The 25,958-nt window shown below is 75.8% G+C and carries 23 protein-coding genes; 13 read left to right on the top strand and 10 right to left on the bottom strand.

Going from position 1 to position 25,958, the window contains the following annotated elements; genetic code table 11:
* Window positions 1-141: 141 nt before the first annotated feature.
* The 3 genes from HCK00_RS10790 to HCK00_RS10780 all read right to left on the bottom strand — a co-directional run bounded on the left by HCK00_RS10790 (window position 142) and on the right by HCK00_RS10780 (window position 5,762).
* Window positions 142-1,926, bottom strand: coding sequence for an ABC transporter substrate-binding protein (locus tag HCK00_RS10790; RefSeq protein ID WP_168101591.1), 1,785 nt, complete (start codon window positions 1,924-1,926; stop codon window positions 142-144).
* Between the two features lie 75 nt (window positions 1,927-2,001).
* A complete protein-coding gene (locus HCK00_RS10785) occupies window positions 2,002-3,039 on the bottom strand; it encodes an ABC transporter permease (RefSeq protein WP_168101590.1) in 1,038 nt (345 codons plus the stop codon).
* A 590-nt stretch (window positions 3,040-3,629) separates the two neighbouring features.
* Entirely contained in the window at window positions 3,630-5,762 is a 2,133-nt protein-coding gene (locus HCK00_RS10780) for a S9 family peptidase (protein WP_168101589.1), read from the bottom strand.
* A 428-nt stretch (window positions 5,763-6,190) separates the two neighbouring features.
* On the opposite strand from HCK00_RS10780, the gene HCK00_RS10775 reads away from it, so the two are divergent.
* From HCK00_RS10775 to HCK00_RS10760, 4 genes are all read left to right on the top strand, one after another.
* Window positions 6,191-6,385, top strand: a complete 195-nt coding sequence (locus HCK00_RS10775; protein WP_168101588.1) for a DUF2304 family protein — start codon at window positions 6,191-6,193, stop codon at window positions 6,383-6,385.
* Between the two features lie 52 nt (window positions 6,386-6,437).
* A complete protein-coding gene (gene mshB, locus HCK00_RS10770; protein ID WP_168101587.1) occupies window positions 6,438-7,655 on the top strand; it encodes an N-acetyl-1-D-myo-inositol-2-amino-2-deoxy-alpha-D-glucopyranoside deacetylase in 1,218 nt (405 codons plus the stop codon).
* Window positions 7,652-8,020 carry a DUF6113 family protein gene (locus tag HCK00_RS10765; RefSeq protein ID WP_168101586.1) on the top strand — a complete coding sequence of 123 codons (369 nt, stop codon included), beginning with the start codon at window positions 7,652-7,654 and terminating at the stop codon, window positions 8,018-8,020. Before mshB ends, HCK00_RS10765 begins: the two co-directional genes overlap by 4 nt.
* A gap of 206 nt (window positions 8,021-8,226) precedes the next feature.
* The gene (locus tag HCK00_RS10760) at window positions 8,227-10,212 is read left to right on the top strand and encodes a peptidoglycan binding domain-containing protein (RefSeq protein WP_168101380.1); all 1,986 of its coding nucleotides are present in this window, start codon (window positions 8,227-8,229) and stop codon (window positions 10,210-10,212) included.
* A gap of 183 nt (window positions 10,213-10,395) precedes the next feature.
* On the opposite strand, the gene HCK00_RS10755 is transcribed toward HCK00_RS10760, so the two are convergent.
* Both HCK00_RS10755 and HCK00_RS26915 read right to left on the bottom strand, forming a co-directional pair.
* A complete protein-coding gene (locus HCK00_RS10755) occupies window positions 10,396-11,292 on the bottom strand; it encodes a transglutaminase-like and tetratricopeptide repeat-containing protein (protein WP_168101585.1) in 897 nt (298 codons plus the stop codon).
* A gap of 91 nt (window positions 11,293-11,383) precedes the next feature.
* Window positions 11,384-12,592 carry a GNAT family N-acetyltransferase gene (locus tag HCK00_RS26915; protein WP_311765250.1) on the bottom strand — a complete coding sequence of 403 codons (1,209 nt, stop codon included), beginning with the start codon at window positions 12,590-12,592 and terminating at the stop codon, window positions 11,384-11,386.
* 139 nt (window positions 12,593-12,731) lie between these two features.
* On the opposite strand from HCK00_RS26915, the gene fdxA reads away from it, so the two are divergent.
* Both fdxA and dapC read left to right on the top strand, forming a co-directional pair.
* Window positions 12,732-13,052 (top strand): ferredoxin, encoded by a 321-nt coding sequence (gene fdxA, locus HCK00_RS10745; RefSeq protein ID WP_168101584.1) that lies wholly within the window; start codon window positions 12,732-12,734, stop codon window positions 13,050-13,052.
* 316 nt (window positions 13,053-13,368) lie between these two features.
* A complete protein-coding gene (gene dapC, locus HCK00_RS10740; protein WP_168101583.1) occupies window positions 13,369-14,466 on the top strand; it encodes a succinyldiaminopimelate transaminase in 1,098 nt (365 codons plus the stop codon).
* Between the two features lie 170 nt (window positions 14,467-14,636).
* On the opposite strand, the gene HCK00_RS10735 is transcribed toward dapC, so the two are convergent.
* Together HCK00_RS10735 and HCK00_RS10730 are read right to left on the bottom strand one after the other, a co-directional pair.
* The gene (locus tag HCK00_RS10735) at window positions 14,637-15,386 is read right to left on the bottom strand and encodes a hypothetical protein (RefSeq protein WP_168101582.1); all 750 of its coding nucleotides are present in this window, start codon (window positions 15,384-15,386) and stop codon (window positions 14,637-14,639) included.
* Window positions 15,387-15,747: 361 nt separating this feature from the next.
* Entirely contained in the window at window positions 15,748-16,788 is a 1,041-nt protein-coding gene (locus HCK00_RS10730; RefSeq protein WP_446459016.1) for a hypothetical protein, read from the bottom strand.
* Between the two features lie 95 nt (window positions 16,789-16,883).
* Between HCK00_RS10730 and dapE the strand changes: the two genes are divergently transcribed.
* Window positions 16,884-17,963, top strand: a complete 1,080-nt coding sequence (gene dapE, locus HCK00_RS10725; protein ID WP_168101580.1) for a succinyl-diaminopimelate desuccinylase — start codon at window positions 16,884-16,886, stop codon at window positions 17,961-17,963.
* Between the two features lie 92 nt (window positions 17,964-18,055).
* A complete protein-coding gene (locus HCK00_RS10720; protein WP_168101579.1) occupies window positions 18,056-18,811 on the top strand; it encodes an LOG family protein in 756 nt (251 codons plus the stop codon).
* A gap of 108 nt (window positions 18,812-18,919) precedes the next feature.
* On the opposite strand, the gene folP is transcribed toward HCK00_RS10720, so the two are convergent.
* Window positions 18,920-19,732 carry a dihydropteroate synthase gene (gene folP, locus HCK00_RS10715; RefSeq protein WP_206320203.1) on the bottom strand — a complete coding sequence of 271 codons (813 nt, stop codon included), beginning with the start codon at window positions 19,730-19,732 and terminating at the stop codon, window positions 18,920-18,922.
* A gap of 348 nt (window positions 19,733-20,080) precedes the next feature.
* Between folP and HCK00_RS28705 the strand changes: the two genes are divergently transcribed.
* Both HCK00_RS28705 and HCK00_RS10705 read left to right on the top strand, forming a co-directional pair.
* Window positions 20,081-20,779, top strand: a complete 699-nt coding sequence (locus HCK00_RS28705; RefSeq protein ID WP_375781944.1) for a DivIVA domain-containing protein — start codon at window positions 20,081-20,083, stop codon at window positions 20,777-20,779.
* A gap of 20 nt (window positions 20,780-20,799) precedes the next feature.
* The gene (locus tag HCK00_RS10705) at window positions 20,800-21,405 is read left to right on the top strand and encodes a DNA-3-methyladenine glycosylase I (protein ID WP_168101639.1); all 606 of its coding nucleotides are present in this window, start codon (window positions 20,800-20,802) and stop codon (window positions 21,403-21,405) included.
* A 214-nt stretch (window positions 21,406-21,619) separates the two neighbouring features.
* Here the strand turns inward: HCK00_RS10705 and HCK00_RS10700 are convergent, their stop codons facing one another.
* A complete protein-coding gene (locus tag HCK00_RS10700) occupies window positions 21,620-22,495 on the bottom strand; it encodes an enoyl-CoA hydratase-related protein (protein ID WP_168101577.1) in 876 nt (291 codons plus the stop codon).
* A gap of 362 nt (window positions 22,496-22,857) precedes the next feature.
* Here HCK00_RS10700 and HCK00_RS10695 point away from each other — a divergent pair, with 362 nt between their 5' ends.
* A complete protein-coding gene (locus HCK00_RS10695; RefSeq protein ID WP_003966491.1) occupies window positions 22,858-23,025 on the top strand; it encodes a DUF3117 domain-containing protein in 168 nt (55 codons plus the stop codon).
* A 178-nt stretch (window positions 23,026-23,203) separates the two neighbouring features.
* Here the strand turns inward: HCK00_RS10695 and HCK00_RS10690 are convergent, their stop codons facing one another.
* The gene (locus tag HCK00_RS10690) at window positions 23,204-23,872 is read right to left on the bottom strand and encodes an O-methyltransferase (protein ID WP_168101576.1); all 669 of its coding nucleotides are present in this window, start codon (window positions 23,870-23,872) and stop codon (window positions 23,204-23,206) included.
* A gap of 94 nt (window positions 23,873-23,966) precedes the next feature.
* Between HCK00_RS10690 and sigE the strand changes: the two genes are divergently transcribed.
* Together sigE and HCK00_RS10680 are read left to right on the top strand one after the other, a co-directional pair.
* Window positions 23,967-24,839: an RNA polymerase sigma factor SigE gene (sigE, locus tag HCK00_RS10685; protein ID WP_311765257.1), complete on the top strand. Its 873-nt coding sequence runs from the start codon at window positions 23,967-23,969 to the stop codon at window positions 24,837-24,839.
* On the top strand, window positions 24,836-25,822 hold the full coding sequence (locus HCK00_RS10680) for a zf-HC2 domain-containing protein (RefSeq protein ID WP_168101575.1): 987 nt from the start codon (window positions 24,836-24,838) through the stop codon (window positions 25,820-25,822). The genes sigE and HCK00_RS10680 overlap by 4 nt, the downstream gene beginning before the upstream one ends.
* Window positions 25,823-25,958 lie beyond the last annotated feature (136 nt).

Here is a 25,958-nt window from a genome sequence, read left to right as displayed (position 1 = left end):
TGTCGCGGGAGTCTCCGGGAGTCTCCGGGAGTCTCCGGGAGCCTCACGGGGTCGTGAGGAGACGGGGGAGACGGGGCCGGGCGGGGCTGGTCGGGGCCCGGGAGCGGCCGCGGCGGGCGGGTCCCGGGCCCCGGCGGGCCGCTACTTCTTGACGTAGAGCTTGTTGGGGTCGATCCCGCTCAGATCGTTGTTGTAGACCGCCCCGCCGATCTTCGAGCCGCTGATCTGCATCTGCTTGTAGAAGTACACCGGGACCACCGGGGTGACGTCCTCGATGATGTACTTGCTCAGCTCGAACCACTCCGTGGCGGCCTTCTCCGGGTCGGCGATCCCCGAGATGCGGTCGATCTCCGAGTTGATCTTCTCGTCGTCGACGTGCGGGTAGTTGCTCGCCCCGTCGGCGATCTTGCGGCCGTCGAAGAGCGGCGGGATCACGGTGGACGCGCTCACCCAGTCGTGGCCCCAGTTGCTGCGGTACAGGTCGTAGCCATTGTCGACCTTGCCGATCCGGTCGTAGAAGGTGTCCGTGGGCAGTTCCTTGCGCTGCACGTCGAACCCGGCCTCGCGGAGGGCGTCGGTGACGGCCACCGCCTCCTGCTGGCTCTCGTCGTCGTTGCGGAAGGCGAAGACCAGCTTCCGGTCCTCCTGGCCGGCCTCCTTCAGCAGCTCCCGGGCCTTCGCCGGGTCGCCGCCCGGCTTCTTGAGCTTGCCGAACGGGTCGTAGCCCTTCTCGTGGCCCGGCAGCAGCGGGCTGATGACGCCGCCCGCCAGCTCACCGCCGGCCGAGCCGCCGTAGGGCGCGAGGACGGACTTGATCGGCAGGGCGTGGGCGATGGCCTGCCGTACCTTGTGGTCCTTGATCCGGTCCATGTTGATCGCGTACATCGCGACATAGGTCTGGTAGCCGGAGACCGTGCGCGCCTTCGCCGCCTCGTCCCGCGTCACCTGCGGGACGGTGCTCGCGTCCACCGAGTTGTTGAAGCTGGTCGCGCGCTGGTTCTCACCGGTGTCGGAGAGCAGCCGCTTGCTGGAGTCCTCGTACTGGTGGTTGAAGGTGATCTCGAACTTCTCGGGGTACTGGTGGCGGGCGGGGTCCGTCCGCGCGTCCCACTCCGGGTTGCGCACCAGGCTCATCGACTTGCCCGGCTTGAACGACTGGACGCGGTACGGGCCGGAGGCCAGCGGGTCCCGGTCGTACTTCTCCCGGGTGTCCTTGCTCCGGGACACCACGCCGTAGCCGGGCATCCCGAGCGCGTACGGCAGGTCGTTCTGCGGCTTCTCGAAGTGGAAGACCACCGTCTTGTCGTCGGGGGTCTCCAGGACCGAGTCCGGCAGGTGGTCGCCGTCGTAGGGGCCGCCGGGGAGCAGGTCGCGGTAGTCGGGGTCGTCCGCCATCCAGGACTGGACGAAGGCCGGCCCCTCGGTGACGAAGTCGGCGAAGAGCCGCTCGAAGGTGTGGCGGATGTCCGCGGAGGTGATCGGCGAGCCGTCCTCGAAGCGGATGCCGTCCTTGAGGGTGTACGTCCAGGTGCGGCCGTCGTCGGAGCGGGTGCCGCTGTCGGTGGCGAGGTCGCCGACGACCGAGTAGTCACCGTCGTTGTCCATCTTGACGGTGGTGAGCCGGCGGTGGATCAGGGCCGCCAGCTTGCCCTCGTCGGCGACGTAGATCTGCGCCGGGTCGAGGTGCGCGTAGCTGTCCCGCTGGAGCACCCGGATCGTGCCGCCGGCCTCGGCGCCCGGTATGGGCTCCGCGGGCCCGGTGGACGCCTTCGCGCCGGCGAACGGCACCGGTTCCTGGGCGGTGGCGCCGCCCCCGCCCTCCTGCTCGCCGCCCCCGCCGCCGCCCTCGCTGCACCCGGTGAGCAGCAGTGCCCCCGCCACCAGCGCCACCACGGCGGAGCGTCCTCCGCCCAAGCTCTTCCTCATGGTCACTCGCACCTGCCCGTCCCTCGTGTGTGGCCGGCGGTCCGCACCTCGGGTGTGCGCCCGCGAACTGCTGGTTCAGTACCGGGCCCTCGGGTCGAAGGCGTCCCGGACCGAGTCCCCGAGCAGGTTGAAGGCCACGATGAAGAGCACCATCGCCCCGCCCGGGAAGAACATGTAGGTGAAGTCGTTCTCGAAGACCTGGGCGCCGGTGGCGAACATCCGGCCCCAGTCGGGGGTGGGCTCGATGAACCCCACCCCCAGGAAGGAGAGCCCCGCCGCGGCGGTGACGACGTTGGGCAGCATCAGCGTGGACTGCACCAGGATCGGCGTCACGACGTTCGGCAGCAGCTCCCGGCGGATGATGCGCCAGGGCGAGGCGCCGCTCACCCGGGCCGCCTCCACGAACTCCCGTTCCCGCAGCGAGAGCACGGTGCCGCGCAGGATCCGCGCCAGGCTCATCCAGCCCAGGAACCACAGCACCAGCACCATCGCCACGGCCCGCACCCAGGTGGGCGTCTCGTCGGTGTCGGCGACGAACAGGGCGACCACGATGGGCATGAAGGCCACGAAGAAGAGCTGGTTCGGGAAGGCCATCAGCAGGTCGATGGTCCGCCCGATGAGGAAGTCGGTCCGCCCGCCCAGATAGCCGGCGGCCACCCCCAGCACGATCGCGGTCAGCGTGGCGAGCAGCGTCACCGCGACGGCGACCAGCAGCGAGGTGCGGATGCCGTACAGGAGCTGGGTGAAGACGTCCCGGCCGAGGATGGGCTCGATGCCGAACCAGAACTCCCCGGAGATCCCGCCGTTCGGCGCGATCGGATAGCCGAACTCGTTGAGCAGGCCGTCCTGGACCTGCCCGTAGCGGGTGTACGGGTCCTTGCCGTACAGCCCGGAGATCACCGGGGCCAGCAGGCCCACCGCGAAGAAGAACAGGACGACGCAGGCGGCGGCCACCCCGGTCCGGTCCCGCCGGAAGCGGCGCCACATCAGCTGCCCCGGCGAGCGGCCCGCCGCGGCCCCGGCGGCCTCCCGGGCGCCCGGCGCCGGGGTCACCGCGGAAGCCTGGGGTGCCTGGGGTGCCCGGGACCCCGGAAACTCGGACGGACTGGTCATCGCGCTCGGCCCCCCGTGGTCGCGTCGCCCTCGGATCCGGGCCGCTGCTCCCGGCCCGTCACCCGGGCCCGTCACTCTCGGTCCGTGCCTGTGGTCGATCCGGACCCTTGGTCAGTAGTGGTCCGTACCAATTGCTGTGCGGTGAGCGCGACTTTGCAGCGGAGCCCGGGTTCCGTCAAGAGGGTATTGACGCGAAAACGCGAGAAGCGCCTGCTCGGGGCGCATCTTGAGGGAAGGTTTCACATATCGACGTCGCCGTGTGCTTGACGGCGGGCCGGGCGGCGGCCGGGTGGCGGGCCGCGCGCTCCGGGCGGGCGCCCCCGGCCGTCGCCCCGGGGCCCCGCCCCGCCCGCCCGGGGCGTTAACACCCGGGCAACGCCGTGGACCCCGTTCCGATATCCGCCGGGGTCAGGCTGGTCGGCGTACGGCCGTGCGGGTGCCGTAGAACCGGCCGGGGCGGCCTGACCGCCCCGGCCGGCGGCCGCCCGCCACGCGCCGCGAGGGCCCCGCGGGCCCGCGCCGGGCGGAACCGGTGTCCTCCGGCCCGGCGCGGGCCCGTCGGTCCGGCCGCCCCGGCCCCGGCCCCGGCGTCAGTCCAGGCCGAGCGAGCGGCGCAGGAACCGCGCCTGGAGCAGCAGCAGATTCTCCGCCACCTGCTCCTGCGGGGTCATGTGCGTCACCCCGGAGAGCGGCAGCACCTCGTGCGGCCGGCCGGCGGCCAGCAGCGCGGAGGAGAGCCGCAGGGTGTGCGCGGCGACGACGTTGTCGTCCGCCAGCCCGTGGATGAGCATCAGCGGACGGTTCTCCCGCGCCGCCCCGGACAGCTCGCCACCGCTGATCAGCGAGTTGGCCGCGTACACCGCCGGCGCCTCGTCCGGGTGGCCCAGATACCGCTCGCTGTAGTGGGTGTCGTAGAGCAGCCAGTCGGTGACGGGCGCCCCGGAGACCGCCGCGTGGAAGACGTCCGGGCGGCGCAGCACCGCCAGCGCGGCCAGATAGCCGCCGTAGGACCAGCCCCGGATCGCGACCCGCCCGAGGTCCAGCGGGAAGCTCTCCGCCAGCGCCCGCACGGCCGTGACCTGGTCCTCCAGCGTGACCCCGGCCGGGTCGCCGGCGATGGCCTTCTCCCAGGACGGCGAGCGCCCCGGGGTGCCGCGGCCGTCGGCGACCACCACGGCGAACCCCTGGTCGGCGAACCACTGCGAGGTCAGATAGGCGTTGTGGGCGGCGAGCACCCGCTGGCCGTGCGGCCCGCCGTAGGGGTCCATCAGCACCGGCAGCGGCCCGTCCCCGTCCCGGTACCCGGAGGGCAGCAGCACGGCGCACGGGATCCGGCGCTCGCCCGCCTCCGTCAGCCGGGGCCGCGCGGTCAGCACCGGCTCCTCGGCCAGCGACAGCACCGTCCCGGCCGGCTTGCCGTCCCGCAGCAGCCGCACCGTGACGCCGGGGGCGGAGGGCGAGAGGGAGGAGACCACGGTGACGGGGCCGGAGCGGACCGCCCCGTGCACCCCGGCGCCCTCCGAGATCCGCTCCACGCCGAGTTCGGTCACCCGGTGCACATGGATCTCGCCGAGCCCGGGCGCCTCCGCCTCCGGCCCCGCCGAGGCCGTCACCAGCACGTCCTCCGCGGTGACGTCGAGCACCGCCCGGATGTGCAACTGCGGTCCCGTCAGCGGGCGGTCACCGACCATCAGCACCCGGGCGCCGCCCTCGTCCGCGATCCGCACCAGCCGGCCGTCCGGGGTCCACACCGGGACGCCGGGGAAGAGGTCCAGCCACACCGGGTCCTCGTCGGCGTGGAGCACCGTGGTGGCGCCCGTCGACGGATCGACCGTCAGGCAGAGCTGGGTGCGCTGGTCGCGGGCCTGGACGAGGAGCAGCGGCGGCCCGGCCGCGGACCAGTGCACGCGCGCCAGGTAGGGGTAGCGCGCCCGGTCCCACTCCACCGGGACGCGGGAGCCGTCGAGCCCGACGAGGTGGAGGGTGACCTCGGCGTTCGCCGTGCCGGCCGCCGGGTACGCCACCTCGGCGGGGCGCCGGTCCGGGTGCGCCGGGTCGGCGATCCACCAGCGCCGCACCGGGCTGTCGTCCACCCGCGCCACCAGCAGGCGGTCGCTCTCGGGCGACCACCAGTAGCCGCGGGAGCGGTCCATCTCCTCGGCGGCGACGAACTCGGCCAGGCCGTAGCCGACACTCCCGCCGGCCTCCCCCTCGCCGGGGCCGGCGAGCACCCGCTCGCCCGAGCCGTCGGCCCCGGCCACCCGCAGCGCGCCACGCGCCACCCAGGCGACGTGCTCCCCGTCGGGGGACGGGCGCGGGTCGACCACGGGCCCCTCGACCGGGAGCTCGCGCGCCTCCCCGGTGCGCGGCTCCGCCGTGAACAGCCGCCCGGACAGCGCGAACGCGACCCGCTCCACCGCGCGGTCCACGGCGTAGCCGACGACCCCCGCCGAGCCCTCCCGGCTCCGTTCCCGCCGGGCCCGCTCCGCGTCCGACAGCCGCTCCGCCCCGCCGCCGAGCAGCGCCGCGGGGTCGGCGGCGATCCGCTCCGTCCCCTCGTCGAGATCGTGCACCCAGAGCAGGTTCTGCCGGTCGGTGCCGGAGCGGGACCGCAGGAAGAGCACGCGGGCGCCGTCCGGCGACACGGTGAAGGAGCGCGGGGAGCCCAGGGTGAAGCGCTGGGTCCTGGCATGCTGCCGCGGAAACGAGAGCTGTCCGTCCATGGGCCCGACCCTACGCGGCCCGGACCGGCCGGCGACCGCCCCGCGCGCCCCGGCGCGACCGCCCGCCCGGGGTGCGGCGCGCGGGGCGTGCCGGCCCCGGCGGCGGCGCGGAACCCTCGACGGCTGCGGATTTCCGGGGGGTTCCGGAGGATTCCGGGGGTGGTCCGGTGGGGTTCGGGCGGGTTTGCGCCGGGCCGCCGCGCCGCGCTCCCGTGGTGCCCCGGGCACGCTCCGTTTCCGCCCCGGTGTGCGCCCGGCGCACCACGGAGCGGTGGGGTGGTGTGCGCCCCTTATCTGCTGCGATGCACCCGCTCGTGCTCACGGGCGGATCGTTATGATCAGCAGCGCATCGTGGGTAACCACACTGTGGCGCAAGCGAGTTGCCCCGCGTCAGCCCCCCGACCGCACACTCTTGGAGGTGAACCGCCGTGGCACTCTCGATTTCGGTGGTGGTGCTGCTGGCGATCATCGTCTTCCTGCTGGTCCGGAAATCCGGACTGAAGGCCGGACACGCGGTGGTCTGCATGCTGCTCGGCTTCTACCTGGCCAGTTCCTCGGTGGCCCCCACCATCAGTGAGCTGACGAGCAACGTGGCCGGGATGATCGGGGGGATCAAGTTCTGACCGCCGGGCGCCCTCCGGCTCCGGGGGCGCCCCGGCTCGTACGCTGGTGCCCATGACAGACCAGTCCTCCCCGGGCCGTGGCCGGACGCTGCCGGCCCGCCGTCTACTGCTGGTGCACGCGCACCCGGACGACGAGACGATCAACAACGGCGCCACCATGGCCGCGTACGCCGCGCGGGGGGTGCACGTCACGCTCGTGACGTGCACCCTCGGGGAGGAGGGCGAGGTCATCCCGCCCGGGCTCGCGCGGCTGACCGAGGACCGCGACGGCGCGCTCGGCCCGCACCGGGCCGGCGAGCTCGCCGCGGCGACGGCCGAACTCGGCGTCCACGACCAGCGCTTCCTCGGCGGCCGCGGCCGCTACCGGGACTCCGGGATGGCGGGCACCCCGCCGGCCGGCCACCCCCGCGCCTTCTGCCGGGCCGAGCCCGACGAGGCCGCCGCCCACCTGGTCGGGGTGGTGCGCGAGATCCGCCCCCAGGTCCTCGTGACCTACGACCCCGACGGCGGGTACGGCCACCCCGACCACATCCAGGCCCACCGCGTCGCCCTGCGCGCCGCGGAGCTGGCCGCCGATCCCGCCTACCGGCCGGACCTCGGCGCGGCGCACACGGTGCGCAAGATCTACTGGAACTGCCTGCCGCGCTCGGTGGCCGAGGAGCGGCTGGCCGCGCTGCGGTCCGGGCCGCCGCTGCCGTTCCCGGCCGTGGCCACCCCCGGGGACCTCTCCGGAGTCGTCGACGACGAGCTGGTCACCACCGTTGTGGACACCGGGGAGGAGGGCCTGCGCCGCAAGGCCGCGGCCCTGCGGGCGCACGCCACCCAGGTGGCCGTGGCGGACGGCGGTGGCTCCGGGGCCACGGGAACCCCCGGTGGCGCCGCCGTGGCGGACGGGACGGAGTTCGCGTTCGCCCTCTCGAACGGGCTGGCGCAGCCCATCCTGGCCACCGAGTACTACCGGCTCGTGCGGGGCCCCGCCGCGCCCGGCCGGCCGGCGGGACCCGAGACGGACCTCTTCGCCGGAATCGCGGGGGCCGGGGAGACCGGCGAGCCCGGTGAACCGGAGGAACCCGGGGAACCCGGGGTACTTGGGGTACTCGGGGAACCCCGGGAAAGCGGAGCAACCGGGGAATCCGGGGAGAACGAGGCGAGTGCCACCCCGCCGGGCGGGCTCGCGGGGGCGGACGGCCCGGACGGCCCGGATCGCGGCGCCGGCGCCGGCGCGGCCCGGGGCACCGGCGGCCCCGGCACCCCGGGGGAGGCCCGATGAGCGCCGGGCGGTTCGCCGCCTACGCGGCGCTGGTGGTGCTCGGCGCGCTCACCGGGGCGGCGGGCGCCCTGGTCCAGGGGGCCTGGTTCCCCGGCGGGCTGCTGCTCGCGCTGCTCGCCGTCGGCGCGTTGTGCTACGGCGGGCTGCGGGCCACGGCCTCCCGGATCGGCCCCGGCGCGGCGGCCGGTGGCTGGCTGCTCGCGGTGATGCTGCTGACCACCTCACGGCCGGAGGGTGACTTCCTGTTCGGGGCCGGGGTGGGTTCGTATCTCTATCTGCTGGGCGGCATGTTGACCGCTGTGATCTGCACCACCCTTCCGGTGGTGCCCCCAACTCGCCCCGCCCCCGCGCGCGGTGACGGCTGACGCTCCGCCGGGCCGCCGCGGCGCGTCTGCCGTACGGGTCGCCGATACGGCGGTCGAGGTAGCGGCCACGGCGACGGCCAGTATGGTGGTGGGCGCCGCCGAACTCCCCTGCCCGCGCGTGGAGGCATCCCCCTCCCGCCGCCACCGGTACGGGGGGAGCCCAGCGTGAGGACAACGGGCGGCGGAGCCAACCGGGAGAACCAGCTGTGAGCCGTGAATCTGACACCACGTCCTCCGGGCCCCACGGGCACGGCGGGGCCGCGCCGTACCCCTCGGGCACCCCGCCCTACGGGACGCCGCGCTACCCGTCCCTGCACCCCCCGCAGGACGCCACCGGCGGCGCGGAGACCGCCGGCGCCGGGCAGCAGCCCTCCGCGGCGCCGGAGCAGCAGCCGCGGACCGAAACCACGCTGACGACCCGGATCAGAATCAACATCCCCGGGTCCCGGCCGATCCCCCCGGTCGTCATGCGCACGCCCGTGGAGGACCGCTCCTCCGCGGTCACCCCCGGCGACCCCGGCCCGGGCCGCGCGGGTGACGGGCAGGCCGCCGGCGCCGCCGCGGACCGCGGCCGGGAAGAGCCGGGGAAGGCCCCGGCCACGGGCGGCCGCGGCGGTGGCGACCGGACGAGCGACTGGTTCGCGCCCAAGAAGACCCCGACGCCGTCCGGCGGCACGCCGATCCCCGGCGGCCCCGCCGCCCCGCAGGGCGGTGGCGCGCGCGGCGGCGTGCCCGGCGGCGCGGACCCCGGTTCCGTCCCCGGTGCCCGGCGTCCCGGCGGAGCGCCCCGGCCCGGCCCGGACGCGGCGCACGGCCCGGCGCACACCCCGGCCTACGGCACCCGGATCCCCGGCCCCGACGGCCCCACCACCGGCCCGGCGGAGGGCGACATGCCGCTGCCGCCCGGTTTCCGGCAGCAGCACGGCCCCGGCACGCCGGGCGGCCCCGGCCGCGACTCCGGCTTCCCCTCGCACACCGCCCCGCCCGGCGCGGAGCAGGACCAGCCCACCATGGACTTCGGGCGCGGTCTGATCGACGACGCCCCGTACGGCGGGCACGAGGAGCGGATCTCCAGCGACACGCTGGTCAGCGGGGGCCACCCGGCCCCGGCCGCCGCGGGTCCGGCGTTCCCGGCGTTCCCCACGGACCCCGACGGCCACGCGGCGGCCGACGGCGGCAGCGGCACGGACGCCCCGCGTCCGCCGGAGCCGCCCGCCGCCGAACCGGCCCCGCCCGCGCGGAAGAAGGGCCGGTCCAAGCTGGTGCTCACCGCCGTCGCCCTGGTGGTCGCCACCGGTACGGCCTACGCCGCCGGGCTGCTCCTGGACCACGCGGAGGTACCGAAGGGCACCACCATCCTCGGCGTCGACGTCGGCGGCACCTCCCGCGAGGAGGCCGTGAGCCGGCTCGACCAGGCGCTGGGCAACCGGGTCGACCAGCCGCTGACGGTCGCCGTGGCGGGGGAGAAGCAGCAGCTCAAGCCGTCGGTGCTGGGGCTGGACGTGGACACCGAGGCCAGTGTCCGGCAGGCCGCCGGGCGCGACTACAACCCGGTCACCGTGATCGGTTCGCTTGTCGGCGGCACCCGCGCCGCCGAGGCCGAGATCACGGCCGACCAGGAGAAGCTGCGGGCCGCCCTGGAGTCGCTCGCCGGCGAGGAGGGCGCCGCCCAGGACGGCACGATCCGCTTCGAGAACGGCAAGGCCGTCCCCGTCCCCGGCAAGCCGCACCGCGCCCTCGACGTCGACAAGTCCGTCACCGCGCTCTCCGGCGCCTACCGGACCCGCGCCGAGACGGGCGCCGACACGGAGGTGAAGCTGCCCAGTTCGGTGCGGCAGCCGGCGGTCAGCGAGGCGGAGATCGACAAGGCGATGAAGGAGTTCGCCCGGCCCGCGATGTCCGGTCTCGTCACGGTGCGGACCGACGCCGAGCACACCATCGCCTTCAGCCCGGAGAACTCCCTGCCGAAGTTCCTGTCCATGAAGCCCGTGGGCGGCAAGCTGGTGGACACCTACGACCTGAAGGTCCTCAAGTCGCTCTACGGCGGGGTCTTCGACGGGGTGCTCGTCGAACGCGGCAACGGCTCGAAGACCCCGGTCAGCCCGGAGGACGTGGCCGGAGCGCTCCGCGAGGCGCTGCGCTCCACGGACCCCGCCGGACGGGTCGTCACCATCGAGACCGCCCCGGAGTGACCGGCCGCTCCCCGGGGTCCGTCCGGCCCGGTGTGCGGGGTCCGCGCCCGGGCCGGGCGGACCCTCCGGGGTGCGCGGCGCCCGCCGTCCTCCTCGGATCTCCGGGATCCTCCCGGGGCGCCGCGGCGCGGGGCCACCGGGCCTCCGGTCCGCGGGCGGTCCGCGCGTGGTCCGCGGCAGCGCTCAGTTGAGGCGGGCGCGCGCGGCCCGGGCCTGGCGGCGGGCCTCCCGCGCCGCTTCCGGGTCCACCGCCTCCGCGACCTCCGCGTAGGTCTCCAGCTCGGCCGCGCCGGACAGGAAGTCCCCGCACGCCACCAGCAGTCCGCCGCGTTCCTGACGCAGCCGCGCCGGGTGGCTGGGCAGCAGCAGGGACAGCTCCACCGCCCACAGCCGCACGTCGGCGTGTTCGGGGCGGGCGGCCGCCCAGGCCCGGATGTTGCCCAGGACGCGCCCCACGATGTCGAGGGTCGCCGCCGGCGCGAGCATCGCGGGGGTGAGCCCTTCGCCGGTGACCGAGAACACCAGCGCACGCGCGTCCGCCCCGCTCAGCTCCCGGCCGCCCGCGAACGGGTCGACCAGTACGGGCTCCCCGGCCGCCGTCCCCTCCCCGGCCGCGGTCCCCGGCGGGCCGAAGCCGACCAGGAAGCGGCCCGGCAGCGCCACCCCGAACACCGGTGCCCCGGCCCGCCGCGCCACCTCCATCCAGGCCACCGACAGCAGGATCGGCAGACCGCGCCGGCGCCGCACCACCTCGGGCAGGAGTGAGGACTCCAGCCGCCGGAAGTCCTCGTTCGAGCCACCGAACCCGTACCGCTCGCCGAGCAGCGCCGCCACGGCGCGGGCCCAGCCGCGCGCTCCGCCGCCCGGGGCGTACGGCAGCTCCCCGGCGAGCCGGTCGAGCTCGATCTGCGTGGCGTCCATGCCGTGCTCGGCCAGCGACGGATCGGCCTCGGCGGCGATCAGCAGGCAGAGCAGGGCGAGGTCGGGACGGCCGGAGCGGGCCTCCTCGGCGAACCGCCGCCGGAGGGCGGCGCGGTCCTCCGGGCCCGGGACGTGATCGGTGTCCGGTGTGTCCGGCATGTGCTGCTGCCACCCGTTCCGCTGCTCGTTCCGCCCGCTCCGGGACCGCCCCGGCCCGGCCCGTTCCTGCGCCGATCCCGCCCCCGCCGGATCAGGGGCCCTCCGGCGGCCGCCCGGTGCCCGTCCCGTGGCCGTCGGCTCCCGGGGCCCGCCAGTGGTGGTAACGATGGTGCACGGTGAAGCCGAGCCGGCCGTACAGGGCGCGCGCGGCCTCGTTGTCCGTTTCCACCTGGAGATACGCGGCGGAGGCGCCCTCCGCCAGGGCGCGGTCCGCCAGCGCGGCCATCACCCGGGACGCCAGGCCGCGCCGGCGCAGCTCCGGCGCCGTCTCCACGGCGGAGAAACCCGCCCAGCGGCCGTCCACCACGCAGCGGCCGACGGCCGCGGGCATCCCGGTGGCCGGGGGCGGCGTGGCCTGCCCGCCGGCCCCCCGGCCGGTGGCGCCTTCGGGCCGGTTCCCGCCGCCGTCCGTCCCGTCTCCGGTGTCCCCGGTGTTCTCAGGGGCCCCGGTGAGCCGGGGATGCTCGCGGTGCCCGGTCTCCGGCACGGCGGCGAACCAGACCGACGGACCGCCCTCCAGCACCCGCCGCGGCCCGTCACCGCTGCCGGCCGAGCGCCCGTAGCGGGCCAGCCAGCCCTCGTCCGGGGCGCGGGAGAGGTGTACCTCCCCGGCCGTACCGGCCTCACCTGCCGCCCCGGCCTCCGCGAGGGCGTCGGCGACCGGGGCCAGTGCCGCGATCCGCACCTCCGCCGAGACCTCGCGGACCCAGCCGCGCTCGGCCAGCAGGGCGGCCAGCCACTCGTCGGTGTCCGAACCACCCGTGGTGACCTGCACGTACGCGGGCAGGCCCCGTGCGCCGTACCAGCGGACCGCCCGGTCCAGCGCCTCCTCCGGCGGGATCCCCGGATCACCCACCGCGAGCACGGAGTTGGCGCGCCGGGTGAACCCGCCCGCGGCCCGCAGCGTCCAGGCGCCCAGCGGTTCGCTCTCGGCCGGCGGCCAGGCCCGCGCCGAGACCCGGCTCAGCTCCGCGGCCGGCGCGGCCGGGCCACGGCGCCGCGCCGGGGCGGCGGGCACCACCTTCGCCGCGGCCAGCGACGATTCCGGGATGCGGACGATCTCGCCGCCGCGCCGTGTGAGACAGAGCACACCGTCGTCCCAGGATGTGAGCACGCCGACGGCGTCGGTGAAGCGCGCGCCCGGCGTCCCCGGCTCGCTCACGCGCCGTACCGACACTCTTCTGCCCACGTCGGCGGCGGTGATCCGGACCGCCAGCCGTCCGCCGGTGGTGAAATCCACAGCTGAGATCGCCCCTCCTGTTCGACTGGTGCCCCGGAACGGAGATACTAGATGCGGGCATCGACGACGCCGCGCTCCCGCGCGCCCTGCGGCGGAGACGACAACCGCTCCGCCCGCCCTACCGAGGAGGAACGACAGCGTGACCTACGTCATCGCGCAGCCTTGTGTCGACGTCAAGGACAAGGCGTGCATCGAGGAGTGCCCCGTCGACTGCATCTACGAGGGTGCCCGCTCCCTGTACATCCACCCCGACGAGTGCGTGGACTGCGGGGCGTGCGAACCGGTCTGCCCGGTCGAGGCGATCTTCTACGAGGACGACACCCCGGAGGAGTGGAAGGACTACTACAAGGCGAACGTCGAGTTCTTCGACGAGCTGGGCTCGCCCGGCGGCGCCTCCAAGCTGGGCCTGATCGAGCGGGACCACCCGTTCATCGCCGCGCTGCCGCCGCAGAACCAGTAAGCCGCGAGCCGGCCGGCACCACCCGGGTCCCGTACGGCAGCGGCCGTGCGGGACCGCGGTCTTTCCGCACCGCGCGAGCGCGCACCCGGCCGTGAACCGCGCGGGACCGGACCGGATCCGACCGGACCGGACCGGACCGGACCGGACCGCGAACCGTCCCGCGCCCGGCCGTCCCGTCCCGCGCCCCGTCCGCCGCCCCGCCACGCGGCGGCCTCCCCGTCGCCCCGCGCCCCCGCGCCCCGGACGCCGCGGCCTGCGGAACCCCCGTGGTCCCGGACCGCGCGGCCCGGGACGCCCCGAGAGAAGTGAGCAGCACGTGCCCGGAGTCTCCGACCGGCTTCCCGTCTTCCCGTGGGACCGGCTCGACCCGTACCGCGCGTCCGCCGGCGCGCACCCCGGTGGCCTGGTGGACCTGTCGGTCGGCACCCCCGTGGACCCGGTCCCGGAGGTGATCCGCGCCGCCCTCACCGCCGCCGCGGACAGCCCCGGCTACCCCACCGTGTGGGGCACCCCGGCGCTGCGTGAGGCGATCGCCGGCTGGGTGGAACGGCGGCTCGGCGCCCGGGGCGTGGAACACCGCCACGTGCTGCCCGTCGTCGGCTCCAAGGAACTGGTCGCCTGGCTGCCCACGCAGCTCGGTCTGGGCCCCGGCGACCGGGTGGCGTTCCCGCGCCTGGCCTACCCCACCTACGAGGTCGGGGCGCGGCTCGCGGGCGCGGAGCCCGTCGTCTACGACGAGCCGACCGCCCTGGACCCCGCGGGCCTGCGGCTGCTGTGGCTCAACTCCCCCTCGAACCCCACCGGGCGAGTGCTCTCCCCGGCCGAGCTGCGCGCGACCGTCGCCTGGGCCCGGGAGCACGGGGTGCTGGTCGTCAGCGACGAGTGCTACCTGGAGCTGGGCTGGGAGGCGGACCCGGTCTCGGTGCTCCACCCGGACATCTGCGGGGGGAGCTTCGAGGGCGTCGTCGCCGTCCACTCCCTCTCCAAGCGCTCCAACCTCGCCGGTTACCGCGCGGCCTTCGCCGCCGGGGACGCGGCCGTCCTCGGCGAACTGCTGGCGATCCGCAAGCACGGCGGGATGATGGTGCCCGCCCCCGTCCAGGCCGCCACCGTCGCCGCGCTCGGCGACGACGCGCACGTCGCCGGGCAGCGCGCCCGCTACCAGGCCCGGCGCTCCGCGCTGCGGACCGCGCTGACCGGCGCGGGCTTCCGCATCGAGCACAGCGAGGCGAGCCTCTACCTCTGGGCCACCCGCGACGAGCCCTGCTGGGACACCGTGGCGTACCTCGCCGGGCTGGGCATCCTGGTGGCACCGGGCGACTTCTACGGCCCCGCGGGCGAACGCTTCGTCAGGGTGGCGCTGACGGCGACGGACGAGCGGGTCGCGGCGGCGGTGGAGCGGCTGCGCTCCTGAAGCCGGAGCGCCGGGCCGGGCGGGTGAGCCCCCGGGCCGGCACCCCGTGCGGGCCGGGGGAGAGCCGCTCAGAGGGCGCCGGCGCATACGGATGTGCCCGGCCGGGGGGACCGGCCGGGCACATCGCTGTGAGGCGCCGTTCGGGGAGGTGAACGGGGAAGCGCCTCCGGTCAGCCGCCGAGCGGACCCGCGACCAGGTCGCCCGCGACGGTGGTGACGCCGCCGATGTTCTGCGCGACGTTCCCCTTGGTGTTGCTGGTGTTGCGCTCGTGCTTCCGCACGTCCTGGTTCTCGGTGAGGGCGTCGGAGGTGGTGAGGTCGTGGACGAACCGCTCGATCCACGGGGTGGAGGCCTGCTGCCCGCCCTTTCCGCCGGACGGGGCGAAGGAGCCGGTGGTGCTGCGCGTCCGGTCGCTGTTCTTCACGGACTTGCCGGACTTGCCGGACTTACCGCCGGACTCGCCGGCCTTGGTGCCCTTGGCCGGCTGGGCCGCCTTGGCGTGCTTTCCGTGCTTGCCGGCCGGCTTCCCGGCCTTGCCGGGGGCCGCAGCGCTCTTGCCGTGCTCGCTGTGCTTGCCGTGCTTGCCGGCGGGCTTCTTGGCGTGCTTGCCGCCCGTGGGGCGGTCGCTCGGGCCGGTCTGCTCGCCGTGGAGGGCGGTGCCGAGGGTCCGCCCGGCGGGCCGCACGGTGTGGTCCAGCGTGTCACTGCTGGTCTCGGCGGCTCCCAGGGTGGCCTTCCGCGAGGTGGTGTCGAGGGTTTCCCCGAGGGACGCGCCGTCGAGCGCGCCCACCCTGCCGAGGTCGGCGGAGTTCGGCAGACCGGCGGCGTGCGAAGGGCCGGACGCGCCGACGAGGGGAGCCGCGCCCGCTGCGACCAGCAGCGCGGCTCGGGCGATCCGACGCGTGAGGGGGAGGGACATGGTGCTCCTTCGGCAGGAGAGAACTGATGGTTTCCGATGGGTTCCGCCGGCTTCCGGCGCCTCCCGGCAGGGGGGCGCCGGGGGATCCGTGACGTGGGTCCGCCGGGCGGACGCAGTGAATACCGCGCGAACCAAGGGAAGGTTGCGGCAACCCGGGGTAAAAGATTGGCAATGCGGCGGAGGTGGGGCGGAGCGGGACATGACGCCCCCACCGGGTGGCCCCGGGTGGCGCGCCACTGCCAACTGCCGTCCCGGCGAACGGGATCCGGGCGGCCCCGGCGGGCCGCCGGCGCGCGCCGCACGGCGCCGCGGCGGGGCGTGCCGGAACGTGCCCGGCCCTTCGGGAGGGTGACCCTCCGTACTACTGAACGGTCGTGATGACGACCTCGCCGGCGGCCCGCTCCCCGTCCGCCGCGGAGCCGCTCCGCTCCGGATGCCAGGAGGAACTCGCGGAGCTCCAGGCCCGGCCCGCGAACGAGACCCGGGCGATGCGCAGTTCCCGCGAGTGGGCCACCGCCCAGTGGGCCAGCTCCCACCCGCGCCGCTCCCCGCCGGCGGCGCTCTCCGGCACGGGCACCCGGATCACCGGCCCGGTGGCCGCGCTCTTCCCGGCGGCCGGGGGCGCGCCGGTCGCGCCGGCCGCTCCCGCCTCTCCGGAGGCGCCTCCCGCCTGGCCGGCGGCCCCGCCCTCCGGGGCCTCCCGTCCGGCGGCGCCGCCCCGCCCCGGACCGTCCGCCAGGACGTCCGGGCCGAACTCCCGGCGCAGCTTCTCCCGGACCTCCGCCGGGTCGCCCGCCTGCTCCTGGGCGCCCGGGTAACAGCTCAGCGAGGCCTCCGACCGGCCGGTGAGCGCCGTGCCGAGCAGTGCCGCGTTCGGCTCGTGCTTGGCGTAGGCCTCCGGGAAGCCGCTGCGCTGCACCTCTTGCGCGGCCACCGTCAGGGGCATCCGGGAGTAGCCGGGGACCTTCTCCAGATGGTCGTAGAACGCCCCCGCCGAGTACACCGGGTCCATGATCTGCTCGGCCGTGCCCCAGCCCTGGGACGGGCGCTGCTGGAAGAGGCCGAGCGAATCCCGGTCGCCGTAGCCGATGTTGCGCAGCCCCGACTCCTGCATCGCGGTGGCCAGCGCGATGGTCACCGCGCGCTCGGGGAGCCCGCGGGCTGAGCCGACGACGGCGATGGTGGCGGCGTTCACCGCCTGCTGGGGCTCCAGGTGGTAGGTCTCCCGCGGCTCGCCGGGCCGGCCCTCGGCCCGGACCACGCAGCGTGGTGACCCCGGTCCGGAGACCAGCAGGTGCACCGCCACGTAACCGGCCACGGCGAGCAGGACGACACAGGCCACGAACGCGCGCAGCAGACGGCGGCGGACGACGGAAGCGGTTCCTCGGGACACGCCCGACACGGTACCCGGCGGCCGTGCGGGAAGGGGCGGTTGCCCGATCAGGTGGGGGCCGGGTGCCCGCCGGGCGGCGCGGGCCCCGGGTTAGGGTCGCGCCCATGGACCGACACGTGCTCGACCTCTCGACGGACGCCGCCGCCCTCACCGCCGCGCTGGTGGACATCCCGTCCGAGAGCGGCCGGGAGGGGCCGCTGGCCGACGCGGTGGAGGAGGCCCTGCGCGGCCTGCCCCACCTGACCGTCGACCGGTACGGCAACAACGTCGTCGCCCGGACGGGGCTGGGCCGTGCCGAGCGGGTGGTGCTGGCGGGCCACCTCGACACGGTGCCGATCGCGGGCAACGTGCCCTCCCGGCTGGACGAGGAGGGCTACCTCTGGGGCTGCGGCACCTGTGACATGAAGTCCGGGGTGGCCGTGCAGCTGCGGATCGCCGCCACCGTGCCGGCGCCCAACCGCGACCTGACCTTCGTCTTCTACGACAACGAGGAGGTCGCGGCGGAGCTCAACGGCCTCGGCCGGGTCGCCGCGGCCCACCCGGACTGGCTGCGGGGGGACTTCGCGGTCCTGCTGGAGCCCTCCGACGGCCAGGTGGAGGGCGGCTGCCAGGGCACCCTGCGGGTGCTGCTGCGGACCTCGGGGGAGCGGGCGCACTCGGCCCGCTCCTGGATGGGCTCCAACGCCGTCCACGCCGCCGCCCCGATCCTCGCGCGGCTCGCCTCCTACGAGCCGCGCCGGGTGGTCATCGACGGGCTGGAGTACCGCGAGGGCCTCAACGCGGTCGGCATCGAGGGCGGGGTGGCGACCAACGTCATCCCCGACTCCTGCACCGTCACGGTCAACTTCCGCTATGCCCCGGACCGCACCGGGGAGGAGGCCGAGCGCCACGTCCGGGAGGTCTTCGCGGACTGCGGGATCACCGAGTTCACCGTCGACGACCACACGGGCGGCGCGCTGCCCGGCCTCTCCCACCCGGCCGCGGCGGCGTTCATGGCGGCGGTGGGCGGCCGGGCGCTGCCCAAGTTCGGCTGGACGGACGTCTCGCGCTTCACCGCGCTGGGCGTCCCCGCGGTCAACTACGGTCCCGGCGCCTCGTCGCTCGCGCACAAGCGGGACGAGCGGGTGCTCGCCTCCCTGATCGGCCACTGCGAGGAGCGGCTCCGTTCCTGGCTGACCGCCTGACCTGCGTCGCCGCACACCTCCGGGGGCATACGCTGGGCTGCGGAAGCCTCCCGCCACCGGCGGGGGAGGCGGTGTCTGGGGAAGGAGGGCCCGTGGCCAAGGCCGAGGGTGAAGGGGGCGGTGGGGAGCAGCGGCTGGGGCCGGTGACGCGCCGCCGGGGACAGGTGCAGGACACCACGACGGACCAGCGGCTGCTGGACTCGCCCGCGGGGTCGGCGGAGTGGGTGCACCAGGACCCGTGGCGGGTCATGCGCATCCAGTCCGAGTTCGTCGAGGGCTTCGGCGCGCTCGCCGAGCTCGGTCCGGCGATCAGTGTCTTCGGCTCCGCCCGCACCCCCGTCGGCTCGGAGGACTACGAGAACGGCGTGCGGATCGGCCGCGCGCTGGCCGAGGCCGGCTTCGCGGTGATCACCGGCGGCGGGCCGGGGGTCATGGAGGCGGCCAACAAGGGCGCCTACGAGGCGGACGGGGTCTCCGTCGGGCTGGGGATCGAGCTCCCCTTCGAGCAGGGGATGAACAACTACGTCGACATCGGCGTCAACTTCCGTTATTTCTTCGTGCGCAAGACGATGTTCGTGAAGTACGCGCAGGGGTTCGTGGCGCTGCCCGGCGGGCTGGGCACGCTGGATGAGCTGTTCGAGGCGCTCACCCTGGTCCAGACCCGCAAGGTGACCCGCTTCCCGATCGTCCTCTTCGGCAGCTCCTACTGGGAGGGCCTGGTGGAGTGGGTGGAGCGCACCCTGATCGGCACGGGCAAGGCGTCCCGGCAGGACCTGGACCTCTTCCACCTCACCGACGACGTGGACGAGGTGGTGGCCCTGGTCAGCAAGGAGACGCGACAGGGGTGAGCCGGGCCGGGCGGGCCCGGGGCGGGGAGCCGCGGGCCCGGGCGCGTGCCCGCCGGGGTCCGGAGCGCCCGGGAGGGCCCGGCCGGCCCGGGATGGGGCCGGCCGCTCTCAGGCCAGCCCGCGGCGCGCCACGGCCGGCGGCCGGTGGCCCGCGATCGAGGCCACCATGTCGAGCACCTGACGGGTCTCGGCCACCTCGTGCACCCGGTAGACCCGGGCGCCCAGCCAGGCCGACACGGCGGTGGCGGCGAGCGTCCCGAGCAGCCGCTCCCGCACCGGCCGGTCCAGGGTCTCCCCCACGAAGTCCTTGTTGGAGAGGGAGACCAGCACCGGCCAGCCCGTCGCCGTCATCTCCCGCAGCCGGCGGGTGGCCTCCAGGGAGTGCCGGGTGTTCTTGCCGAAGTCGTGGCCGGGGTCGATGAGGATCCCGTCCCGCCGCACCCCCAGTTCCACCGCGCGTTCGGCCAGGCCCAGGGTGACCCGCAGGATGTCGGCCATGACGTCCTCGTAGGCGACCCGGTGCGGGCGGGTGCGGGGCTCGGCGCCGCCCGCGTGGGTGCAGACCAGCCCGGCGCCGTACCGCGCCGCGACCGCCGCGAGCTCGGGGTCCACCCCGCCCCAGGCGTCGTTGAGCAGATCCGCGCCGGCCTCGCAGACGGCCTCGCCCACCTCGTGGCGCCAGGTGTCCACGCTGATCACCACATCCGGGTGGCGCCGCCGGACCTCCGCGACGAAACCGACCGTCCGCCGCGCCTCCTCCCCGGGGGAGACCTCCTCGCCGGGCCCGGCCTTCACCCCGCCGATGTCGATGACGGCGGCGCCCTCGGCGACCGCCCGGTCGACCCGTTCCAGCGCCGGTCCGTCCCCGAAGGTGGAGCCCTGGTCGTAGAAGGAGTCCGGGGTCCGGTTGACGATGGCCATGATCACCGGCTCGCCCTCACCGAACTCGCGCTTCCCCAGCCGCAGCACCACGTCACCCACGTGACCTCGTATCCTCCTCCGCCGCCCGGCGCGGCCGTCCGCGGTCCGGACCGACCGTCCGGCGGGCCCGCCGGTCCCGGCGGGGCGGGCCCGGGGACGACCTTAGCCCCGTGACCGGGATCGTTCACCGGCGCACGGTGCCCCGCGGTGCGCCGGTGGACGGGCACCTCGGCGGTCGCCCCCGGGGACGCGGGTGCGGCCGGCGGGACCGGCCGGTTGCCGGAGGCGTGCCGGGGCGTGGCACCATCGTCCCCTTGGATTCCGACGACGTGAGCCGGGGAGACGGTCGTGTTCTGGTTCTTGCTCATCGCGCTGGTCGCGGTGGTCGCGGCGGTCACCCTCGCCGTGGTCGGCGGCGACGACGGCGCGGCGCTGCCGGAGGCCGAGCCGGACCGGCTCGCCGACCCGCTGCCGCCCTCGCGCCCCGTGGGCCGGGCCGACGTGGAGGCGGTGCGCTTCGCGGTGACGGCGCGCGGCTACCGGATGGCCGATGTGGACGAGGTGCTCAGCCGGCTCGGAGCCGAACTCGCCGAGCGCGACGCCCGCATCGCCGAGCTGGAGACGGCCCTTGCCGGGAACCGGGCCACGGGGCTGGGCTCGCCGGAGCTGTTCCGCCGCCCGGCTGAGCCGGACCCCGAGCGGGACGAGCGGGACGAGCGGGTCGAGAGGGACGAGCGGGGCGAGTGGAACGGGCTCGACCCGCGGGCCGGCGCGCCGGCCGGGGACGGCGCCGGACCGGACGGCTCCTCGGTCCTCCCCGCCCGCCGGGCGGCTTCGCCGGCTCCCGCGTCCCCGGAGGGGGAGGAGCCGCAGGCCCGTCCGGCGGCAGGGGGTGCGGAAACGCCCGGCGGCGCCGTCTCCGGCGGCCGGGAGCCCGGCGACCCGGAATCCGGCGGCCCCGCCCCCACCGCCCCCACCGCCCCCGGTGAGCCGCCCGCCCGCCCCGGCCCCGCCGGCCCGGCGCCCGGCGACGGGGGACCGGCGTGACCGGCCCGGCCGCCGAGCCGGTGCCCACCGGCGCGCCGCTGCCCGGACCGGACGGACTGCTCCGCTGTCCCTGGGGCCTGTCCACCGAGGACTACCGCGCCTACCACGACACCGAGTGGGGCCGCCCGGTCCACGGCGACGACGCCCTCTTCGAACGGCTCTGCCTGGAGGCGTTCCAGTCCGGGCTCTCCTGGCTGACCGTGCTCCGCCGCCGGGAGGGCTTCCGCGCCGCGTTCCGCGGCTTCGCCGTCCCGGAGGTGGCCGCCTTCACGGCGGAGGACGTCGAACGGCTGCTCGGCGATGCCCGGATCATCCGCAACCGCGCCAAGGTCGAGGCCGTGGTGGCCAACGCCCGGGTGCTGAACGGCTGGGCGGAGGGCGAACTCGACGCCCTCCTCTGGTCGTACGCGCCCGCCGCCCGGCCCGCGCCGCGGACCCTCGCCGACGTGCCGGCCACCACGCCCGAGTCCACGGCGCTGGCCCGCGACCTCAAGAAGCGGGGACTGCGCTTCGTCGGGCCGACCACCGCCTACGCGCTGATGCAGGCCTGCGGGCTGGTCGACGACCATCTCGCGGAGTGCTGCGCGCGGACGGCCCTCCCGGACACGGCGGAGAGCCGGGTCTGAGCGCCGGGCCCGCGGGAGGCCCCCCGGGACCCCGCGCCCGCGGGACGGCCCACCGGCGTGGCGCCCTCCGGCGGGCGTTCCCGCATGGCGGACCCCGTCGCGTCCGCCGCCGCGCCGATCGTCACCCCGGGCGGCGGGCCGCCCCGGCGGACGGCCGCCGTCACCGCCCCTGGAACCGGGGTGCTCTTCACCGCCCCCCGAACCGGGGCTGCCGTCACCGCCCCTCGAACCGCGGCTTCTCTTTCTTCACGAACGCCTCGACCGCGATCACGTGGTCCGCGGAGTTCCCGGCGCGCGTTTGCAGCCGGTCCTCGGTGGCGAGGGTCTCGACGAGGGTGTGGGTGGCCCCGTAGGCCAGGGATTCCTTGATCGCCGCGTAGGCCAGGGTGGGCCCTTCCGCGAGCTTCCGGGCGACCGCCGCGGCCGCCGTGGCCAGCTCGTCCTGCGGCACCACCTGGTTGACCATGCCCAGCTCCAGTGCCTCGTCGGCGCCCACCGAGCGCGGGAAGAGCAGCAGGCCGGCCGCGCGGCCGTGGCCGATCAGCCGTGGCAGGGTCCAGGAGACGCCGGAGTCGGCGCCGAGCGCGACCCCCGCGAAGGACGTGGTGAAGGTGGCCGTGGCGGCGGCGATCCGGTAGTCGGCGGCGAAGGCGAATCCGGCCCCGGCCCCCGCGGCCGGTCCGTTCACCGCGGCGACGACCGGCTTGGGCATCCCGGCGATGGCCTCCGTGATGGGGTTGTAGTGCTCCCGCACGGTGTCCATGACCCCGCCGGCCCCGCCGGCCCCGCCGTCTGTGGTGTCCCCTGTGTCCGCCGCCGTACCGGCAGCCCCGGCAGCCCCGGCAGTCTCGGCCGACCGCCGGCCGGCGGTCAGCCGGCCGATGTGCTCCTTGAGGTCCTGGCCGACGCAGAAGGCCCGGCCCCGGCCGGTGAGCAGCACCGCCCGGACGGCCGAGTCGTCCGACACCTCCCGCAGGACGTCCCGCAGGGCCTCCTTGACCTCGGTGTTCAGCGCGTTCATGGCGTCGGGGCGATTGAGGGTGATCGTCGCTACGCCGTCGGTCACCTCGTGGAGCACGGTGTCGGCCATCGGTGGGCTACCTCCGTCGGGGCGGGTGGGCTGGTGGGGATCGTCGGGGACAGCATGACGGAGCCGGGGCCCTGCCGGTACGGGAGGGGCACGAGGGGCGGGCGGGGGCGCCGGGAACCCGGGGCCGGGGAGGCAGCGGCCGCCGGCGCCGCCCCCTCGCCGGTGCGCGGCGGAGTATCGCAGCCGCATGGGCCAATTGTCAGCATTTGCGGACGCACGTTGCGCAAGCGATGCCGACCGATGTTGGTCATCGGGTCCCGCCATGCGGGATAATGACCTGGAAGCAATCTGTTCGATGCCGGTGACGCTGCCGTTCAGGAGCCGTCGGCGACTGTGAGCTGGTTTCAGGAAGGGGAACGAGCATGGCGGCCATGAAGCCGCGGACGGGTGACGGCCCGCTCGAGGTGACCAAGGAGGGGCGGGGCATCGTCATGCGCGTTCCGCTCGAAGGCGGCGGTCGTCTCGTCGTCGAACTGACACCCGACGAGGCCGACGCCCTGGGTGACGCCCTGAAGAAGGTCGTCGGCTGAGGCTCCGGTCACCGGACTCGTCCTGCCGCCCCGGCGGGCGCCGCGTACCCCAGGTACCGGCCCCCTCCGGGGCGGCGGCGTTCCCCGGCCCGGGCGGGCCGGGTTCCCCTCGCGCGGGCGGCGCGGACCGGGCGGCGGGGGCCGCCGGGCGAAGGGCCGCCGCGGACGGCGGGAGGTGTCAGACTTCGCGCCGGACGGCGCAGAGCAGCCCGTCCCCGACCGGCAGCAGGGAGTCGAGCAGCTGGGTGCTCTCCCGCACCGCCCGCAGCAGCTCCCGCAGCCGCTGCACCTCGCGGGGCTGGGCGGGGCCGTCCATCGTGCGGCCCTGGGCGAAGACGCCCTCGAAGACCACCAGGCCGCCGGGGCGCAGCAGCCGCAACGATTCGTCCAGATACTCCAGGCAGTCGGCGCGGTCGCCGTCGCAGAAGACCAGGTCGTAGCCGCCGTCGGCGAGGCGGGGCAGGACGTCCAGCGCGTGGCCGGGGATGAACCGGGCGCGGTTGGCGGCGAAGCCCGCGGCCCGGAACGCCTGGCGGGCGAACTGCTGGCACTGCGGGTCGGTGTCGACGGTGGTGAGCACCCCGTCCGGGCGCATTCCGCGCAGCAGGTGGAGACCGGAGACGCCGGTGCCGGTGCCGATCTCGGCCACCGCCTTGGCGTCCACCGTGGCGGCGAGCAGCCGCAGGGCGGCACCGGTGCTCGGCGACACCGAGCGGATCCCCGCCTCACGGGCCCGGGCACGGGCGAGGCGCAGCGTCTCGTCCTCGGCGACGAACGCATCGGCGAACGCCCAGCCCGTCTGCCGGTTGCCGGTAATGGCCCTCTCCTGTCCCCGTAGTCGACGCAACGGTGACTGTATCCGCTGCCCTCGGGAACCCGCTGATGGGACCGGACGTTAGCCCTGCGGGAACAGAGATGGGAACGGGACGACGGTGACCGATATACGGGTCAAGGATGCTTATCCGGAGCTAACGGGCGAGGTGACTAGGGTGGGGACTCCACTGGACACCATCAGAGCCACCAGGGGAGGTGCGGCAGCCGGTGACCGGGGGGTGCTCCGCCGCCTCCGCAGAAACTCCGGCGAGCCGAAATCCGTGACCGACACCGCTGACCGTCCGCGCCCCGCCGACTCCACCACCGCCACCGCCACCGCGAGCTTCTCCACGACGGCGTCGTTCGGTGAGGGGGAGTCCCCGGCGTGGACCCCTCCCACCTGGGAGGAGATCGTCAGCACGCACAGCGCGCGGGTCTACCGCCTCGCCTACCGCCTCACGGGCAACCAGCACGACGCCGAGGACCTCACCCAGGAGGTCTTCGTCCGCGTCTTCCGCTCGCTGTCCACCTACACCCCCGGCACCTTCGAGGGCTGGCTCCACCGGATCACGACCAATCTCTTCCTGGACATGGTCCGGCGCCGGCAGCGGATCCGCTTCGACGCCCTCGGTGACGACGCGGCGGAGCGGCTCCCCAGCCGTGAGCCCTCCCCGCAGCAGCACGTCCACGACGCCCACTTCGACGCCGATGTGCAGCAGGCGCTGGACACCCTGGCCCCGGAGTTCCGCGCGGCCGTGGTGCTCTGTGACATCGAGGGGCTGTCGTACGAGGAGATCGCGGCGACCCTCGGCGTGAAGCTCGGCACCGTGCGCAGCCGCATCCACCGGGGCCGTTCCCACCTGCGCAAGGCCCTGCGCCACCGGTCCCCCGCCGCCCGCGCGGAGCAGCAGCGCTCGCTGGCCGCGGTGGCGTCCCCCCAGGGCGGGGGCGACGGGGACGGAGGCCGGAGCGAACACGGAGGAGAGGTCGGGACGGCGTGACCGGATCGGGCGGCGCGAGCCCCGCGGAGCAGCATCTGGGTGACCGTCTCGCCGCACTCGTGGACGGGGAGCTCGGCCACGAGACGCGCGAGCGGGTGCTGGCGCACCTCGCCACCTGCCACCGGTGCAGGGACGAGGCCGACGCCCAGCGGCGGCTCAAGAGCGTCTTCGCCGAGGCGGCTCCCCCGCCGCCCCCGGCCGCGCTGCTCGCCCGGCTCCAGGGGCTCCCCGCCGACGGTGGCAGGGAGGACGGCCCCGGCCCGCACGACCGGGCCGGTTCCCCCGGCGGGCGGGGGCAGGGAGCGCGCCGTCCCATCCCGGTCGAATGGCTCCCGGGCCGCGCCGAGGAGGCCGACGCGGTCGTCGCCGCCGTGAGCGGCAGCCGGCAGAGCGGCTTCCGCATCCACGAGATGGGGCGCCGGCCGTCCCCCGCCGTGACCGCCGCCCCGGGACCGCACGCCGCGCCGCAGCGCAGCCGCCGGTTCGCCTTCGCCGCCGCCGGAGCGGTGTCGCTCGCCGCGTTCGCGCTCGGTGCCACCCTGCCGCTGGAGGCGGCCGTCGAGGGGCCGCGCACCCCCGAGAACACCGCGGGGCGCCCCGGCGGGTCCGGGAGCGGCGGCGAGATCCTCACCGCCTACGCCGTCCGGGACGGGCGGGCCGGGGAGACCGGCACCGTCGCCCCGCCCGCGGTGGCGGGCCGGCCGGCCTCGCCGGGCCCCGGCGCGACGGCGCATCCGCAGCAGCCGCCGTCCCCGCAACTCCCCCTGCTGCCCGCGGACTTCGTCCTCGGACCGCTGATACGGAGCGTCGCGGACGCGAGCGTCCGCGGCGGCGCCCTGACCGTTCCGCCGGCCGGTGAGCCCTCCTCGCCCGCCCCTACCGCCCTCACCGCCCCGTCGGCGCCCGCGGACACCGCGAACCCGCCCGCGCCGCTCGCGGGCGGCTCCACCGGCTCGGCCTTCCTGCCGCCCGCCGCCCGCTGACCCGGCGCCGCCTCCCGGTTCTCCCGGTAGTACCTTCCTCAGGCCCGCCTCCGGGCCCGCCCGCTCATGCGCCTGTGACCTCGGGCCTTCCGGCCGCGCCGTGGACGGCCCTGCGGAGCCGTGCGCGAACCTGGTT

It is taken from the genome of Streptomyces zingiberis, from assembly GCF_012034935.1.
In the GTDB taxonomy this organism is placed as follows: Bacteria; Actinomycetota; Actinomycetes; order Streptomycetales; family Streptomycetaceae; genus Streptomyces; species Streptomyces zingiberis.
This window is presented reverse-complemented; position numbering and strand designations above follow the sequence as displayed.